Consider the following 18,074-nt stretch of genomic DNA (forward strand, 5'->3'; position numbering starts at 1 on the left):
TAGCGCATCGCTGACGCCTGGACGGCCTCGCAACAGGCTTTCGATGTCGCCCGGTTCGATGCGGTAGCCTCGCAGCGTGATCTGATGATCACAGCGTCCCAGATACTCCAGCTGACCATCGCTGCGCTGGCGCACCATATCGCCCGTGCGATATAAGCGAGCGCCCTCCTGCTCAGCCAACACATCGGGCAAGAAGCGTTCAGCCGTCTGCGCAGGCAATCCGACATACCCACGTGACAGCGAATGCCCGCCGATGTACAGCTCGCCACTGATGCCCGGCGGCACCGGTTGGCCGTCGGCGTCCAGCACATAGAGAATGGCACCCGGTATGGGATGCCCAATGGGAGGAAGGTCAGGCCACTGTGTGGGGTCTTCCTGACAGCGCGCGGCACAGACGACATGGCTCTCGGCAGGACCGTACTGATTGAAGAGCTGCAGCTGAGGTGCCCGCGCAAACAGCGTGCGGATATCATCGTTGATGCGCAGTGCTTCACCGCTACAGATCACCTCACGCAGCGCTGGCGTCCAGCCGCATTCACAGCCCGCCTGCGCCAATGCGCGCAACAGTGCGGGCGGCAGGAAAGCCCGCTCGACACGCTGTTGATCGAAGAAGGCCATCAAGCGTGGCATGTCGAGCCTTACGGCTTCCGGCACGATGGCCAGCGTGCCACCGCTCGTCAGCGCGCTGAGCAGCTCTTGGCTGGCAACATCGAACCCGAACGCCGCAAACTGCGATGTAACCGTCGCGGGGTGCCGGTTCTGCCAGCGCATCAGATTGACCAACGGAGCATGTGGCATCGCGATGCCTTTCGGCTGCCCAGTAGACCCAGAGGTGTAGATCACATACGCCAGCTGATCGGGCGTTACCGTGACCGCAATGGGGACAGAAGATGCGGTGCGATAGCAGCACTCCTCGCCGCTTAGCAACAGCGTGTCCGCCCCACGGCCCAGAATTTGCTCACCCACGGCATCGACCAGTACCAGTGCGGCACCGCTGTCAGCGCGCATGGTAACCAAGCGCTCACGAGGATAACGAGTATCAAACGGCACATAAGCCGCCCCCGCCTTGAGTATCCCCAGCACCCCAATCGCCATGGCTTGGCTGCGCTCGACGCACAGCGCCACACGGTCTTCACCACCAACGCCGTGCGCCAGTAGCGTGCGGGCCAGCTGGTTGGCCTGCGCGTCCAGTTCGGCATACGTCAGCGACCCGTTTTCATCGACCACTGCCAGTGCCTCTGGATGCGCCGCGGCTTGGTCTTCAAACAACGCGTGCAGCGTGCTGTCGTCCACAGGTGCCGCGTCATCCGAGACCAAACCTGTACGGCCAGCGACGCTAGCGTCCTCAAGCAGCGGCAATGCCGCCACTGTTTGCTGAGGCGACATCACCATACCTTCCAATATCCGCATCCAGTACGCCGCCCAGCGTTCGATGGTGGTGCGTTCGAACAGCGCCGCGGCGTAATAGAGCGTGCCGTTGAGCTGTCCATCCTGTTCATGCAGCTCAAGGTTGAGGTCAAACTGCGAGGTTTCGATATCATTTTCCAGTGCTGACGTGCGTACGCCATCCAGCGCAGGCGTTGCATCCGGCAGGTTGTGCAGCGCCAGCATCACTTGGAACAGCGGGCTGTAGGCCAGGCTGCGGCGGGGAGCCACTGCCTCAACGACCTGCTCGAATGGCACGTCGGCGTGCTGCTGCGCCGCCAATGCGGCTTCTTTCAGCTGCGCCAACAGTGCAGGGGTATCCGGGGCATCGCTCAGGTCGACGCGCAGCGCCAGCGTATTGACGAACATGCCGATAAGCGGCTCGATTTCACGATGATGACGCGCCGCCACGGGCGTACCGATCACGATATCGTGCTGCCCAGACAAACGGCTCATCAGTACCGCCCACCCCGCCATCAACGTCATGAACAAGGTGCAGCCGCGCTGCTGGCTGAGGTGTTTAAGGCTATCGAGCAGTACGCCATTGACGGTGAAGGCCACATGGCCACCGTCATAGCACTGGCGAGAAGGATGCGGGTGATCGGTCGGCAACGTCAGGCGATCCGGCGCATTGCGCAGCTGTTCGACCCAGTACTGCTGCTGATGCAGCAACGCATCGCCACTCAGATGATGTTGCTGCCAAGCGGCATAGTCGATGTACTGCACGCTCAGCGGCGGCAGAGGGTCGGGCTGTCCGGCCACGAAAGCGTTGTAGAGCGCGCTCAGCTCGTTCACCAACAGACTGACCGACCATCGGCGATCACATGGTGCAGGGCCAAACGCAGCCAATAATGATCATCGGCAAAGTGCACCAGCTGACCACAGGCCAGCGGCCCTCGGGTCAGATCGAAGCTCGGAGTGAAAGGTGCCAGCTCAGCCCCCTCCGTGGCCGTGATGCGCGCCAGTGGGAAACCGTGGCACGCAGACGCCACGACCTGCACCGGGCCATCGGCGCGCGGTTCGATATGCGTCCGCAACGCCGCTTGGCGCGCAACGATAGCGTCCAGTGCGCGCTGCAACGCATTGACGTTCAGCTCGCCTTCCAGACACAACCCGCCGGAAATCACATAGGCCGCCTTAGCACCTTCATCCATCTGGGACAGAAACCATAAGCGCTGCTGTGCCAGCGATAGCGGTGCTTCATTACCCGAGGACAAGGGCAGGATCGGCGGCAGCGAAATCTGATCGGCCTGCGGCAGATGTTCGGCCAGCGCGCGCAACTCAGAATGAGCAAACAATAGCGCCAGTGGCAGGTCACGGTGCAGTTCATCGCGAACACGTGAAATTAGCTGTACCGCCAGCAGGGAATGACCGCCCAGCGCAAAGAAGTCGTCATGACGCCCGACACGCTCGACGCCCAGCAGCGTACACCACTGTTCGGCCAGAATTTCCTCAACCGGCCCTTGCGGTGCTTCATAGGCTCGATGAGGGAAAGCGTCTTCTCTTGGCTCAGGCAACGCGCGGCGATCCACCTTGCCATTCGCGGTCAGCGGCAGCGCAGGCAGCGTGACATAGGCGGCGGGTACCATGTAGTCCGGCAGGCGATCAGCCAGTGCCTTGCGCAGTACATTGGGCGATGCATCATCAAGAGACGTGGCCGTAACATAGGCCACAAGGCGGATGATGCCGTTGTGCACATGGGATACTACTGCGGCCTCTTCTATGCCGCCGCAGCTCATCAGTGCGGCTTCGATTTCACCCAGCTCAATACGGAAACCGCGAATTTTGACCTGAAAGTCATTGCGCCCGAGGTATTCCAACGTGCCATCGGTACGCCAACGGGCCAGATCGCCCGTACGGTACATGCGAGCGTCTTCGTCAGCCACGAACGGATCGGGCAGAAAGCGTTCGGCCGTTAACTCGGGCTGATGCAGATAGCCACGGGCGACCTGTGCCCCGCCCACGTACAGCTCGCCCACGACACCCATCGGCACCGGAGCACCGTGGACATCCAACAGATAGGCACGGGTATTGGCGATCGGCCGTCCGATATGCAGCACACTATCCGTTGCCGTGATGACACCCGATGTGGCTGCCACTGTATTTTCGGTGGGGCCATAGTTGTTGATCAACGCAAAAGCCACGGGATAGTCAGGGCGACGGACAAGTCGATCGCCGGCCACATGAAGCACACGCAACGTGTCGTGGGTCATACCGCGCGCAAAGGCCAGTTCGGCCACCGGAGTCGGCAGAAAGCTCACGTCCAGCGGCTGAGCCTGCCACCATGCCAGCAAGCGCTCAGGGTCACGCGCCTCGTCAGGGGCAGGTATCAACAGTTGAGCGCCCGTTACCAACGGCGGCCAGATTTCCCATGCTGAAGCATCGAACCCTACCCCTGCCACACAGGAAGCACGCTGTCCCGCCGACAGACCAAAGGTATGGTTGTGCCAGTACACAAGGTTGATGACCTGGCGGTGTTCGACCATGACCCCCTTCGGTTGACCGGTCGAACCCGAGGTGTAGATCACATAAGCCAGATGATGCGCGCCCAACCCCAGCGCGACAGGATCAGGGTCCTGCGTGGAACACTCCAGCCACGGCAGCTGCGGCGCGTCAATAACGGCCTGCGGCACGCGCTCGGCGAACGCCCCTAGCCGAGGCAACACGTCACTGGCCGTGATAATGGCCTGCGGTGCACAGTCTTGAAGCATGAAGTGCAGGCGTGCCTGCGGGTAAGCCGGATCGAATGGCACATAGGCTCCCCCTGCCTTCAGTACCGCCAGCAGTGCGACCACCAGATCGGGACCACGCTCAAGCGCCACAGCCACACGACTGTCCGGCACTACGCCCTGTTCGATAAGCCAATGGGCCAGCTGATTGGCGGCTTGATTGAGGGTTTCGTAAGTGTAATGGCCTTCTGCCGTCGCCACCGCGATCGCATCGGGCGTCTGACGCGCCTGCGCTTCGAACAGCCCGTGTAGCAGCGCCGCCGACGGTATCATCAGGGACGCTTGGTTCGGCCACGTCAGCATGTGATGGCGTTCATCTGCTGACATAAGCGGCAGCGCACTCACCGAACGGTGCTCGTTCTCGACCATGCCTTCAAGCAGTACGCGCCAATAGCTCATCCAGCGCTCGACCGTCTCGCGCGTGAACAGTGAAGCGGCATAGTGCACTGCGCCTTCAAGCGCACCCTCTATAGGCGTCAGTTCTACAGAAAGATCGAAATGTGCGGCGATCTGGGGAGAAGGCCGCAACTCCATATTCAGCCCCGGCAGCATCAGTGACCGTTCTGGCGTATTGTGCAGCGCCAGCAGGGTTTGGAAGAGCGGGCTGTACGCGGTATCGCGCACCGGAGCGGTCGCCTCGACCACCTGCTCGAACGGCAGATCCGCATGCTGCTGCGCCGCTAGTGCCGTAGCACGCACCTGTGCCAACAGCGCCACCGTATCCATGTCATCGTCCAGCGTGACGCGCAGCGCTAGCGTATTGATGAACATGCCCATCAACGGTTCCAGCGCTTGATGCGACCGCCCGGCAATGGGCGTTCCGGTGACGATATCGGACTGCCCCGACAGCCGCCCCATCAGCACGGACCAACTGGCCAGCAGCGTCATGAACAGTGTGCAGCCATGGCGACGGCTCAACGCCTCCAGCGCCGCCACAAGCGAAGCATCGAACGTAACGTTCAGATGGCCGCCATCGAACTGCTGTACAGCAGGGCGAGAATAATCTGTAGGCAGCGTCAGGCAATCGGGCACCTGCGCCAGCTGCGCCTCCCAATACTGCTGCTGATGACTCAGAACGTCCCCGCTCAAATGCTCGCGCTGCCAGAGCGCGTAGTCACCAAGCTGAATGGGCAACACTGGCAGCGTTACCTGCTGCCCCGCCAGCGTCCCACGATAGAGTGCCCCCAGCTCCTGCAGGAATATGCCAATCGACCAGCCGTCAGCAATCACATGATGGAAGGCGATCTGCAGCACATGGTGTTGCGGTGCCAGCTGTACCAGACGCCCTTTCACCAACGGCCCGGTACTCAAATCGAATGACGGCATAAAATCAGGCAGCGCTTCAGCGCTCAACTGCATCAGTGGGAAACCAAGCTGATCATCACGGACGATCTGCACTGGCTGACCGCCCTGTTCCACGATGACGGTACGCAAACAGGCGTGACGCACCATCAGTACATCAAGGGCCTGCCGGAGCGCCTCGACGTTCAGCTCACCGCGCAGTACCAAGTCACCAGAAATGGTATAGGCCACCATCGCCGCATCGCTCATGCGACTCAGCAACCACAAGCGCTGCTGCGACAGCGATAGCGGTGCACGATCGCTATGGTGCGCCACGATAGGCGGCAACACGGTCGCACGTTGTCCCTCTAGAGCAGTCGCCAACGCCTGCAGAACCGGAGCATCAAACAATGTGCCCAGCGGTAGCGCTACCTGCAACGTGCTCTGTATACGCGACACCAACTGCACGGCCAACAGCGAATGACCACCGAGGGCGAAGAAGTCGTCATAACGTCCTACCCGTTCAACGCCCAATAGCGTTTGCCATATCTCGGCCAGCGTTTCCTCGATCGCGCCTTGCGGGGCTTCGTATGCCTGAGTCACCAGCGCTGACGCATCGGGGACTGGCAGTGCGCGCTCATCCAGCTTGCCATTGGCGGTCAACGGCAGCGCTTCAATCGTCACGACGGCGGACGGCAGCATGTAATCCGGCAACGTCTTAGCCAGATGCAAGCGCAGTTCGGCCACATCGGGCGCGTCTGCCACGGGCACCACATACGCCACCAGTGTTTTGTTCTGCTGCGCATCGTCACGCGCCACCACAACCGCCTCACGCACATCTGCGTGTTCGGCCAGTCGCGCGGCGATTTCACCCAGCTCGATACGGAAGCCCCGGATTTTGACCTGATGATCGTTGCGGCCCAGATAGTCCAGTGTGCCGTCAGCGTTCCAGCGCCCCACGTCCCCAGTACGGTACATGCGCGCGCCGCCGTCATCCGCAAACGGATCGGGCAGGAAACGTTCGGCGGTCAGTTGCGGGCGGTTCAAATAGCCGCGCGTTACCCCCGCACCACCTACGTACAACTCACCGACCACGCCGATCGGCACCGGCTCACCGGCGTCATCCAACAGATAGAGGCTCAAATCATTGAGCGGCTGACCAATCGGGCTGTGCCCGTGCAGCTCGGCATCGCGAGCGGTCAGCGCTTGGAAGGTAACGTGAACGGTGGTTTCGGTGATGCCGTACATATTGACCAGCTGCGTACGCTCGCCATTACGGGCGTACCACGGCTGTAGCGCCGCAGTATCAAGCGCTTCACCCCCGAAGACGATCCATTTCAGCGTGTGCTGCAACTCACCGTCCGGCAACGCCGCCACCAGCTGCCGGAAGGCACTCGGGGTCTGGTTGAGTACCGTGACCTGCTGATCGCACAGCAGCTGATAGAACGCATCGGGCGAACGCGCGGTCAGGGCCGGCACGACCACCAAACGGCCGCCGTAGGCCAGCGCGCCCCACAGTTCCCATACTGAGAAGTCAAACGCATAGGAGTGAAACAGCGTCCACACCCCGTCAGGGCCGAAAGCGAATGCCTCGTCGGTCGATGCCAGTAAGCGGGTAACGTTGCGGTGCTCGACCATCACACCTTTCGGCTGTCCGGTCGATCCAGAGGTATAGATAATGTAAGCCAAGTGACGCGGCGTCAGACCCAGCGCCGCCGGGGCGAGGTTCTCGGACGGCTGGCGCTGCCACGCCTCGTCATCCAGCAGCATGACGGTCAGCGCGTCATCAAGATCGCCCAGCAACGGCAGCAGATCACGAGTGGTAATCAGCACCTCAGGGGCACTGTCATCAAGGATATAGCGCAGGCGTTGCTGCGGATAATGAGGATCGAGCGGCACGTAGCTACCGCCCGCCTTGAGGGTCGCCAGAATCGCCAGCGGCAACGAGGTACCGCGCTCTAGGGCAATTGCCACCCGACTGTCGGGTGTCACGCCCTGAGTCACCAACGCATGCGCCAACCGGTTGGCCTGTGCATTCAACTGACCATAACTCACCGTATCGCCATCACAGCAGACCGCTACCGCTTCCGGGCGCTCTGCTGCTTGCTGTTCGAACAGCTCATGCAGACATAACGCACGGTCATGGTTTGCCCGCGTAGCGCCCAAATCGAGCACACTGAAACGCTCGTCTTCCGGCACGACCGGTAGCGACATTACTGCGCAGTCAGGGCTCTCCTGCAATGCCTTCGTCAACGCTGCCAATGCAGTCTGCATGTAGGCCGCAACGCGCGAAGCCTCGATGGGCGGCGCGCTCTTGACCGACAGTGTCAGATGCTCTGTATCGTCGTCGATACAGAGCACCAGCGGATAGTTAGTGTTTTCCTCTGCACTCAACACCTCAACACCATCCCACAGCGTCAGACCACCCTGCTGGGGATTGAGCGTAGTGTGACGATAGTTAAGCAGTGCGCTGAACAGTGGCGCGGGCGCGGCGATCTGGCTGCAGCGTTGCGCCAGAGACAGCGGCGCCTGCTCATGCGCCAGCAGTTCTGCCAGACGAGCACGCAGAGTATCGGCCGCTTGTACGACACTGGTATCTGCCAACTCAACACGGACGGGCAGCGTGTTGATGAACATCCCCAGTGCATGCTCGGCCCCGGCCTTCATTCGCCCGACCAGCACGGTACCGAATACCACGTCCTGCTGCCCTGATAGCAAGGACAGCACGCGAGCCCATGCAAGATGGCACACGCTCGCCACATTGAGATTGCGCTGGCGTGCCAATGTACGTAGCGCGGCGGTAAGCGCATCCGGCAGCGGTAGCGACGCCGAGCGTGCATCGCGCCCATCACCGCGCACGTCAGCCATGCCGTAAGGGAGCGTAGGGGTTGTCAGCGATCCCAGCATGTCGGTGAAGAACGCCTTGCTTTCGGCAACATGCTGTGACGAACGTGTCTGCGCCACATAGTGTCGGAACGGGTATGACGGCGGCAGCGTGTCAATGCATCCGTCAATGTGCGCTTGCGCCTCGCGCACCAGCTGCTGCAACGATGTCGCATCATCGACGATATGGTGATACTGCAGGGCCATCAGCCAACGTGACTGCACGGTATCGTAGGCGATACGCGCACGCAGCAACGGTGCCGTATCAAGCGCCATGCGCACAGGATTGCCCGCCATCAAAACCTCTGCTGCCGGCCCATCGCCAAGCCTTACCTCTTCGACGACCATCTGTACCTGACGCCACACGACCTGTACCGGTTCCGGCAGCCCTTCCCACAGCACGGCGGTACGCAGCACATCGTGGCGCGCGATGACCGCATCAAGTGCGCCCATGAATTCATCCAGACGCTCGCGCTCATTGAATGCCATTAATACATTCATGACATAAGGATCACGCTGCTCGGCTGTCATGCTCAGGTACAGCAGTCCCTCCTGCAACGGGGCCAGCGGATAGATATCCTGCACGTTATCCGCACCACCCGGCACGCTCGCCACGATGCGCGCGATAGCGTCATCATCAAGCGACACCATCGGCAGCATGTCAGGGGTGATGTGCGAGCAGCCTTCGGGAATACCGATCGATGGCACATCGACTTCATCGTAGGCCCTCGTTGCGGCAGCCAATGCTGACAACGTCGGCTGATCGAACAACGCACGGATATCGGCTTCCAAACCTGCCTGACGCATCCGGGCCACCAACTGCACGGCCAACAGCGAATGACCACCGAGGGCGAAGAAGTCGTCATGACGACCTACCCGTTCAACGCCCAATAGCGTCTGCCATATCTCGGCCAGCGTTTCCTCGATCGCGCCTTGCGGGGCTTCGTATGCCTGAGTCACCAGCGCTGACGCATCGGGGGCTGGCAGTGCGCGCTCATCCAGCTTGCCATTGGCGGTCAGCGGCAGCGCTTCAATCGTCACGACGGCGGACGGCAGCATGTAATCCGGCAACGTCTTAGCCAGATGCAAGCGCAGTTCGGCCACATCGGGCGCGTCTGCCACGGGCACCACATACGCCACCAGTGTTTTGTTCTGCTGCGCATCGTCACGCGCCACCACAACCGCCTCACGCACTGCGGCGTGTTCAGCCAGTCGCGCCGCGATTTCGCCCAGCTCGATACGGAAGCCACGGATTTTGACCTGATGATCGTTGCGGCCCAGATAGTCCAGTGTGCCATCAGCGTTCCAGCGCCCCACGTCCCCAGTACGGTACATGCGCGCATTATCACCATCCGCAAACGGATCGGGCAGGAACCGTTCGGCGGTCAGTTGCGGGCGGTTCAAATAGCCGCGCGTTACCCCCGCACCGCCTACGTACAACTCACCGACCACGCCGATCGGCACCGGCTCACCGGCGTCATCCAACAGATAGAGGCTCAGATCATTGAGCGGCTGACCAATCGGGCTGTGCCCGTGCAGCTCGGCATCGCGAGCCGTCAACGGCTGAAAAGTGACATGGACAGTGGTTTCAGTGATGCCGTACATATTGACCAGCTGCGTACGCTCGCCATTACGGGCGTACCACGGCTGTAGCGCCGCAGTATCAAGCGCTTCACCCCCGAAGACGATCCATTTCAGCGTGTGCTGCAACTCACCGTCCGGCAACGCCGCCACCAGCTGCCGGAAGGCACTCGGGGTCTGGTTGAGTACCGTGACCTGCTGATCGCACAGCAGCTGATAGAACGCATCGGGCGAACGCGCGGTCAGGGCCGGCACGACCACCAAACGGCCGCCGTAGGCCAGCGCGCCCCACAGTTCCCATACTGAGAAGTCAAACGCATAGGAGTGAAATAGCGTCCATACTTCGTCAGGGCCGAAAGCGAATGCCTCATCGGTCGATGCCAGTAAGCGGGTGACGTTGCGGTGTTCGACCATCACGCCTTTCGGCTGTCCGGTCGATCCAGAGGTATAGATGATGTAAGCCAAGTGATGCGGCGTCAGACCCAGCGCCGCCGGAGCAATATTGTCGGACGGCTGGCGCTGCCACGCCTCGTCATCCAGCAGCATGACGGTCAGCGCGTCATCAAGATCGCCCAACAGCGGCAGCAGATCACGGGTGGTAATCAGCACCTCAGGGGCACTGTCATCAAGGATATAGCGCAGGCGTTGCTGCGGATAATGAGGATCAAGCGGCACGTAACCACCGCCCGCCTTGAGGGTCGCCAGAATCGCCAGCGGCAACGTGGTACCCCGCTCTAGAGCAATCGCCACCCGACTGTCGGGTGTCACCCCCTGAGCCACCAACGCATGCGCCAACCGGTTAGCCTGCGCATTCAACTGACCATAACTCACCGTATCGCCATCACAGCAGACCGCTACCGCTTCCGGGCGCTCGGCTGCTTGCTGCTCGAATAGCTCATGCAGACATAACGCGCGGTCATGGTTTGCCCGTATAGCGCCCCATGCCAGTACGGTTTGACGTTCTTCTGGAAGCCGCATATCACAGCAAGACAACGGCGTATGCCAGCACCGAACAGCGTTATCCAACAGGTGATTGAGTCGCCGTAGATGCCAATGCAATGAAGCACGATCATGCACCATCGCATTGGCACTCAGACATATCTCGATGCCACCGGATTCACCGCGATCCATCAACGTGATCAGCAAGTCATCCACCGGCCCCAGCGCCAGATTAAGCACCTTGGCAGGTACATCTCCAAAGCGAATATCGTCATACTGAAAGGGGTGGATATTGACCAGCGTAAGATAAAGAGGATCGTTTGAACCACGGATACCCAGCGCGGCACGGATGTCCTCCGTACGATAGCGCTGATGACGCATTACGCCGTACATCCCCTGAGTGACACTGGCAAGGTTGTCGGCCAGCGAACCGTTGCCATCCACCGCCAGACGCAGAGGTACACCGTTACTGGCCATCCCCGCAAACTGGCGCATCACCTTGCCGTTACGTGCCATAACCGGCATACCCAACAGCAGATCCTCCTGCTGCGTCATACCATGCACATAGCCGACCACCAACGTACTGAGCACCTGCGGCAGCGTCTTTCCTTCTTTTTCGGCCAGTGCCCGAAGCGCGCGGTTGGTCGCCTCCGACACATACTGCTGCTGACGAACGACATCCAGACAGGGCGACTGCCGCCCTACCAGACTGGCCGGTGCAGGGTGCCCCTGCAGCAGCTCAACCCAATAATCCCGATCCTTACCCGCCCGCGCCGACGACGCATACTCCTGCTCTGCCTCAAGTACCTCCTGCACACTGCTGAAATCAGCAGCAGAAGAAGATCGTCCCGCCACCCGATCAGAATAAACGTTGGCAAGCCGACGCATAAACAGCGAACCTGCCAGCCCATCCATGACCATATGGTGGTAGCAGTGGTAGAAAATCCACTGTGCGTCACCCAACTTCAGAAGCGCATGCGAGAAAAGCGGCCCGTCCGCAAGAGGGAAAGGTCCATCGATGTCCGCCTGCATCCACGCTAGCGCAGCATCACGGGGGGAAGGCTGGTCGCTAACATCAACGTATCGGAAAGTGTCGGGTACCTCCTCAGCAAAATACTGCGCCGGGCCATTATCGGTGGGTACCATGATCAAGCGCAGCACCTCGGTTTCGGCGACTACCGCGCCAAGGGCATCAGCCAACAGATCAGGCTGTATGATTCCGTCCAGCTCGACACATTCCGCCACCTTGTACACGCACGGCTGGGCTTTGGGGTTAAGGTAGTGGCTGAACCACAACCCTCGCTGGGCAACCGTTAGGGGAATAAGGTCATGGTGCGAAGAGGGCAAAGAAGCAGAGGTCGCCATATATCATCCTAGATATTTCCCTACGCCGACACCGCTGCCTTCCAACGACAATATCACCCCATATAATACGGATGGAACCGTATTGTATTTATTGAGCACAGGCATAGATAAGCCAGGCCCTCTCACAGGCAATGATAAACATAAGGCAATAGAAAACGCCCTCTTTATCCCGATGAGAAAGAGGAATGAAGTGATAGGGTCGTGGCAGAGTATCGAAAACGTTACAGGACAGTTGAAAGTGTTATCAAGAGTATATTGACATTGCGTTATTTGGCAACCTCCCTTTAGTTTAGTCGAGTTATTTCAAGAGCGTTTTCCCGTAAATACGCATACTCTTTAATTTACGATACGACTTATCTTTATAGAAAAGAAACAATACATTACAATAAGAAAAAACAACCCTATTATTCTGTTTCAAATGTAGGCTTTTTAGACCTCACCTACCTCATCTCGCCGTATTAAATGTCAAACAATAAGTATATTGCACATCAGAAATAATTAGCCCCTTCGACGGTGACAATGCCCCCGCTCCATGATGCATTAACAGCAAGTAGTCACTTGAATCATCGATTTTTTTTCGACACGCACCGTCACCAAAAAAACCAAGCCACTTCAACACATGAAGTCAAGCTGTCCTAACATTCAGGATATGGCACTAAGAATGAGGGGGCAAGGGTAGAGTGCCTGTCATAAAAAAAGACGCCCTCCACTCAACGACGTGATGCGTGTAAAAATACCGTTCATCTCACGCTTAATAATGCACAGACAATATTTACTTATCTATGACCATACCACTTTCTCCTTACCTGTCTTCCTAAATAGCACTTCCCTTTCTGCGCTAGATTTAAGGTATCTGATAAATTACAGTAAATCATTCAAGCGCCTTTTCTTAAGTTCACTGCATATAGCGGACAATATTATTGCGCTATATTTTATAGAATTATTACGTAAAACAATGAAGCGAAACCACATATTATTATTTTCATCTCTTGGGAGTTAGACAACAGCGATAATCCACTATACTAATATAGCGATTTAAAAAGAATCGCCATATTAATGTAAGTGCCCGATTTAATTGGAGGAGAAACATCATGCCGACAGTAACTACGGAAAAAGGCATAACGCTGGGGTATGAAACGCTCGGGAATTCACAGCCATCATGCGATATTGTGATGGTCACGGGGCTTGGCATACAACTGACCCGCTGGCCAAAACCGCTGCGCCAGAAACTGGCAGATAAAGGCTATCGCGTCACCTGCTTTGATAACCGTGACAGCGGGCTATCCACGCACTTCCCCAACATCGTGCAGCCAAGGCAAGGCGTACTGGCCGATGCACATGGCACGGCACCGAAAGACTATCAAGCGCCTTATACACTTTATGATATGGCGGAAGATACAGTTGGCCTACTAGACGCACTGGGCATCGGTCAGGCTCATCTTGTCGGCTATTCAATGGGAAGCACCATTGCACAGCTGACAGCGTATCTTTACCCCGAGCATATCAGCACGGTCACTTCGGTCATGACCAGCAGCATGAACCCGGCATTGCCCCCTTCCGCCCCCGGACTAGCGGAGATCATGGCGCGCCATACCCCGGATCCGGTGACGGAAAGAGCGTTATATCTTGACTATAAGATGACACTGAATAGGGGGCTTGCAGGGCATGGATGCCCTTTCGATGAAGAGTTTCACTGGGGTATCGTGCAGGATGAGCTGGAGAGAGGCTATATGAGAGGCAGTGCACGCCGGCAGTTTGCAGCCTTCGCCTCAATGGGCGATTTCAGATCATGGCAGTCTTCCATACACTGTCCCACCTTAGTTATGCATGGCACATGCGATCCGCTGTGGCCCATCGCCTGCGCTCGGGACGTCGCCGATACGATTCCTGGCGCAATATTCAAGCCCCTCAACGGTATGGGACACGATGTGCCTTCTGTCTTCTACGACGAAATCATTGATGAAATAGATCACTTCGTAAGCCGTTACAAAGTGTAAAACCATATTACACCTACCCAATAGAAAGCATGTATAAGCAATAGGTCATAGCGGTGCGATGTTGCACCCTTGTAAAATAATTGAGGTGCAGCTAATACCCTTCGTCTCGGAAACACTATTGTGCCCCGTAGCCCGCCCCGTCCCTTTATTTAATTCACCGCTTATTCAGAATGTAACGATGGATCTTAGCGCCTCTGAACTCATCCCATCATTGATCGTGCTAATGACAGCCGTTATCTAAGTGTCATATACCGTATATTCATCATTCGTGACCAAGAATAACGACCCTCCTCTTTCCTATCCTTGAGTGGCCTACTCCCCAAAATTCGGCCTTACTCTATCGCCAATTTTTAGCGCGAAGAACATTTTCGCCTGTTGCGCGGCCTCAGAAACAGCATCTCGCATTCAAAAACGACACCGTGGTCGTTACCAACCCCACCGTATCCAGACCGCACGCTTCAATGCTCACTCCCAATACAGAGACCGATCTCACAGCTACCTGCCACGATGTAAAGAAAGCATATGGAAAACAGGGTACGCCACAAACAAAACGAGCCTTCCCGAAGGAAGGCTCGCTGGACACAACGGGTACTCGAAGTGGCCCACACAGGGAGATTTTCATTCCCCTGTGGGGACACTTGGTATCCCCACAGCCACCACAAGTAATGCTCTGTATTACTTGAGCAGAGACAGTACGTTCTGCGGTACAGAGTTAGCCTGGGACAGTACGTTCTGACCAGCCTGCTGCAGGATCTGAGCGGTGCTCATTGCAGATACTTCAGATGCATAGTCAGCATCGGAGATCTGGGATTTAGCAGAAGACAGGTTGGTAGCAGTAGCGGAGTTACTTTCTACTGTAGATTCCAGGCGGTTCTGCTGTGCACCCAGCGTACTACGAGTGCTGTCGATCGCTTTGATCTGAGCATCGAGTGTAGCCAGAGCTGAGTCAGAAACCTTACCGTCTTTGTCGATCAGAGCGTTACCGCTGATAGTCTGGTCAGGGCCACCTTTCAGTGTAGACGCTACAGAACGAACGTCAGTCAGTTTCAGGTCGATCGTCTGACCGTCGAATGCACCGATCTGCAGTTTGGTAGTCAGCTGGGCGTCAGTCTGAGCAGTACCGGAGTAAGTTTTGTCGCTGCTACCCAACAGCTGCTTGCCGTTGAACGTGGTGTCTTTACCGATACGGTCCACTTCCTGCAGGCGAGCGTCGATTTCGTTGTTGATACTCTGGCGGTCTTCGTCAGTGTAAGTACCGTTTTTCGCCTGAACCGTCAGCTCACGTACACGCTGAAGGTTGTCGGTAACTGCACTCAGAGCGCTTTCAGCAGTCTGAGCCATAGACATACCATCGTTGGCGTTACGGTTAGCCTGTTTCAGACCGTTAACCTGAGAAGTCATGCGGTCAGAGATCGCCAGGCCAGCAGCGTCGTCTTTGGCGCTGTTGATGCGCTGACCAGAAGACAGACGTTCAATCGCCTGGTTCTGTGCTTTCTGGGATTTGTCCAGGTTGTTCTGGGTCAGCTGGGAAAGCGTGTTAGTAGCAATTACCTGTGCCATTTTCGTGTCCTTTAAAACGCTGATATCTACACACCGGGGCTATCTATGCCTCTTGTGGTGTGGTAACGGTGACTACCGTTGCTCCAAAATTATCGGCCCGCCCTTGGGTATCTTTAAGCCAATTTCCATTCGCAATGTTGAGATATAGCAATAAGAAATGTCCCACCTCGAAACTATGCTTTGCTCAAGTGCTTATAGTCCTACTAAATAGCCAGAGCATTCAGCATATTACAGGTAAGGAAATACCCACTACCTTAGCTATCCCATTGATTACTCTGCGGTACATCTTTTTTATATTGCCCCGAAAATTATCTCTTCCACCTGTCGTATCGCGCTGAAAACCGCCCGATCGGTTACCGAAAGCGGTTGAATAAGCACACGTTCATCAAGGCCAAGGCATCACATGCCCTCCCCCTCGCACCCATAAAAGCGCTCAAACGTGCATCCGAGTCACCACCTTTATAAATGATGGGGTGCGGACGCATTGCCTTTAATCACAAGCGCAACGTTGGGAGAGCGCCTTTGCCAGACACCCCCTCCACGGCCGCCACCGAAACCGCGCTTGAGGGCGCGGATACAAAGCCCAGCGACAGAACTGATCCCCTAGGTTGGTGGGTTGGTGGGTTGGTGGGTTGGTGGGTTGGTGGGTTGGTGGGTTGGTGGGTTGGTGGGTTGGTGGGCAGTTGGGCAGTTGGGCAGTTGGGCAGTTGGGCAGTTGGGCAGTTGGGCAGTTGGGCAGTTGGGCAGTTGGGCAGTTGGGCAGTTGGGCAGTTGGGCAGTTGGGCAGTTGGGCAGTTGGGCAGATAGAAATGGCATCCAAGCCGTTTACACAAGCGCTACCGTACAATGCCCTACAGATAGGAAGGCGTTGAATCCTCTCCTCTGTGTTTGAGCATCTTTGATACAAAAAAAAGAGGACACGCGCTGACCCACTATAACTACAACGACATAACGTATCTTTTCTGCTCGCGAAGACGATAACCGATAAATAGCCACCGCCAAGGCAGAGCACCCTGAAGGTGTACTTGCCCTGCTTCTTTTTTCTTCAACTTATCTTCTCTAGTGCCCATGCAAAACGGGCCTTCCCGAAGGAAGGCCCGTTGGACACCATGGATACGCGTTATGCTTTACGATGAATACGCCGCTGCGATTCATGCAGCAACACGCGGTATCTCTCTAGCCACCACAAAAAGGCTTGGCCTTATTTGAGCAGAGACAGGACGTTCTGCGGCACAGAGTTCGCCTGAGACAGCACGTTCTGACCCGCCTGCTGCAGAATCTGCGCGGTGCTCATCGCAGAAACCTCGGCAGCGTAGTCAGCGTCAGAGATCTGAGATTTGGCAGCAGACAGGTTGGTTGCCGTAGCCGCATTACTTTCTACTGTAGATTCCAGACGGTTCTGCTGAGCACCCAGCGTACTACGAGTGCTGTCAACGGCTTTGATTTGAGCGTCGATAGTCGCCAGTGCGCTATCTTGGACTTTACCTGTGCCGTCGATCAGTTTGTTGCCCGCCGTAGTGTAGTCAGATCCACCTTTCAGCGTGCTGGCAACCGTACGTACGTCGGTCAGTTTCAGGTCGATAGTTTGACCGTCAAATGCACCAATCTGCAGTTTGGTGGTCAGTTCGGTATCCGTCAGCGCTGTAGCGGTAGTCCCCGTGCTACCCAGCAGCTGCTTCTGGTTGAACGTGGTGTCTTTACCAATGCGATCCACTTCTTGAAGACGAGCATCAATTTCGTTGTTGATGCTCTGACGGTCTTCATCAGTGTACGTGCCGTTAGCGGCCTGCACGACCAGCTCACGTACACGCTGAAGGTTATCCGTTACTGCCCCCAAAGCGCTTTCAGCGGTCTGCGCCATGGACATACCGTCGTTGGCGTTGCGGTTGGCCTGCTTCAGACCGTTGACCTGCGACGTCATGCGGTCGGAAATGGCCAGACCCGCTGCGTCATCTTTGGCGCTGTTGATACGCTGACCAGAAGACAGACGTTCGATCGCCTGGTTCTGTGCTTTCTGCGATTTATCCAGGTTGTTCTGAGTCAGCTGAGAAAGTGTATTAGTAGCAATTACCTGTGCCATTTATTCGTTTCCTTTAAAACTGTGATGTATACACGCCACGGTTTATGAGTTGCCTTTCTATTCTTTCTTTTATGGCGTGGTAGCGATCTTCGCCGCTGCCCAAAAAGTATCGGCACCATCCTGTGAAGCTTTATCCCGTCAGATTGAAGAATATGGCATGTAAAAGCCCCCCTTTTCCGACCCTCATTATCGGAGGTGCCACCGGATAATGCGTGCCTGTGCGAATCCGTTTTG

Annotated in this window: 4 protein-coding genes and 1 pseudogene; 2 read left to right on the forward strand and 3 right to left on the reverse strand. The window is 57.1% G+C overall.

Going from position 1 to position 18,074, the window contains the following annotated elements:
- Positions 1–2 precede the first annotated feature (2 nt).
- Positions 3–12,203 (reverse strand): annotated as a pseudogene (locus ZBT109_RS07665) (non-ribosomal peptide synthetase); the annotation flags it as partial.
- A gap of 1,091 nt (positions 12,204–13,294) precedes the next feature.
- On the opposite strand from ZBT109_RS07665, the gene ZBT109_RS07670 reads away from it, so the two are divergent.
- Positions 13,295–14,200, forward strand: a complete 906-nt coding sequence (locus tag ZBT109_RS07670) for an alpha/beta fold hydrolase (RefSeq protein WP_027706283.1) — start codon at positions 13,295–13,297, stop codon at positions 14,198–14,200.
- 675 nt (positions 14,201–14,875) lie between these two features.
- Here ZBT109_RS07670 and ZBT109_RS07675 read toward each other — a convergent pair.
- Entirely contained in the window at positions 14,876–15,760 is an 885-nt protein-coding gene (locus ZBT109_RS07675) for a flagellin N-terminal helical domain-containing protein (protein ID WP_027706282.1), read from the reverse strand.
- Positions 15,761–16,282: 522 nt separating this feature from the next.
- Between ZBT109_RS07675 and ZBT109_RS13840 the strand changes: the two genes are divergently transcribed.
- Positions 16,283–16,567 carry a hypothetical protein gene (locus tag ZBT109_RS13840; protein WP_170144699.1) on the forward strand — a complete coding sequence of 95 codons (285 nt, stop codon included), beginning with the start codon at positions 16,283–16,285 and terminating at the stop codon, positions 16,565–16,567.
- Between the two features lie 394 nt (positions 16,568–16,961).
- Here the strand turns inward: ZBT109_RS13840 and ZBT109_RS07685 are convergent, their stop codons facing one another.
- Positions 16,962–17,840 (reverse strand): flagellin N-terminal helical domain-containing protein, encoded by an 879-nt coding sequence (locus ZBT109_RS07685; protein WP_027705530.1) that lies wholly within the window; start codon positions 17,838–17,840, stop codon positions 16,962–16,964.
- Positions 17,841–18,074: the final 234 nt, after the last annotated feature.

Origin of the sequence: Zymobacter palmae (genome assembly GCF_003610015.1) — a bacterium.
Taxonomy (GTDB): domain Bacteria; phylum Pseudomonadota; class Gammaproteobacteria; order Pseudomonadales; family Halomonadaceae; genus Zymobacter; species Zymobacter palmae.

Bases quoted from the DNA above. Each gene is read 5' to 3' on its own strand.
- ZBT109_RS07675 (WP_027706282.1), bottom strand. From the start codon at position 15,760: ATGGCACAGGTAATTGCTACTAACACGCTTTCCCAGCTGACCCAGAAC.
- ZBT109_RS07685 (WP_027705530.1), bottom strand. From the start codon at position 17,840: ATGGCACAGGTAATTGCTACTAATACACTTTCTCAGCTGACTCAGAAC.
- ZBT109_RS07670 (WP_027706283.1), top strand. From the start codon at position 13,295: ATGCCGACAGTAACTACGGAAAAAGGCATAACGCTGGGGTATGAAACG.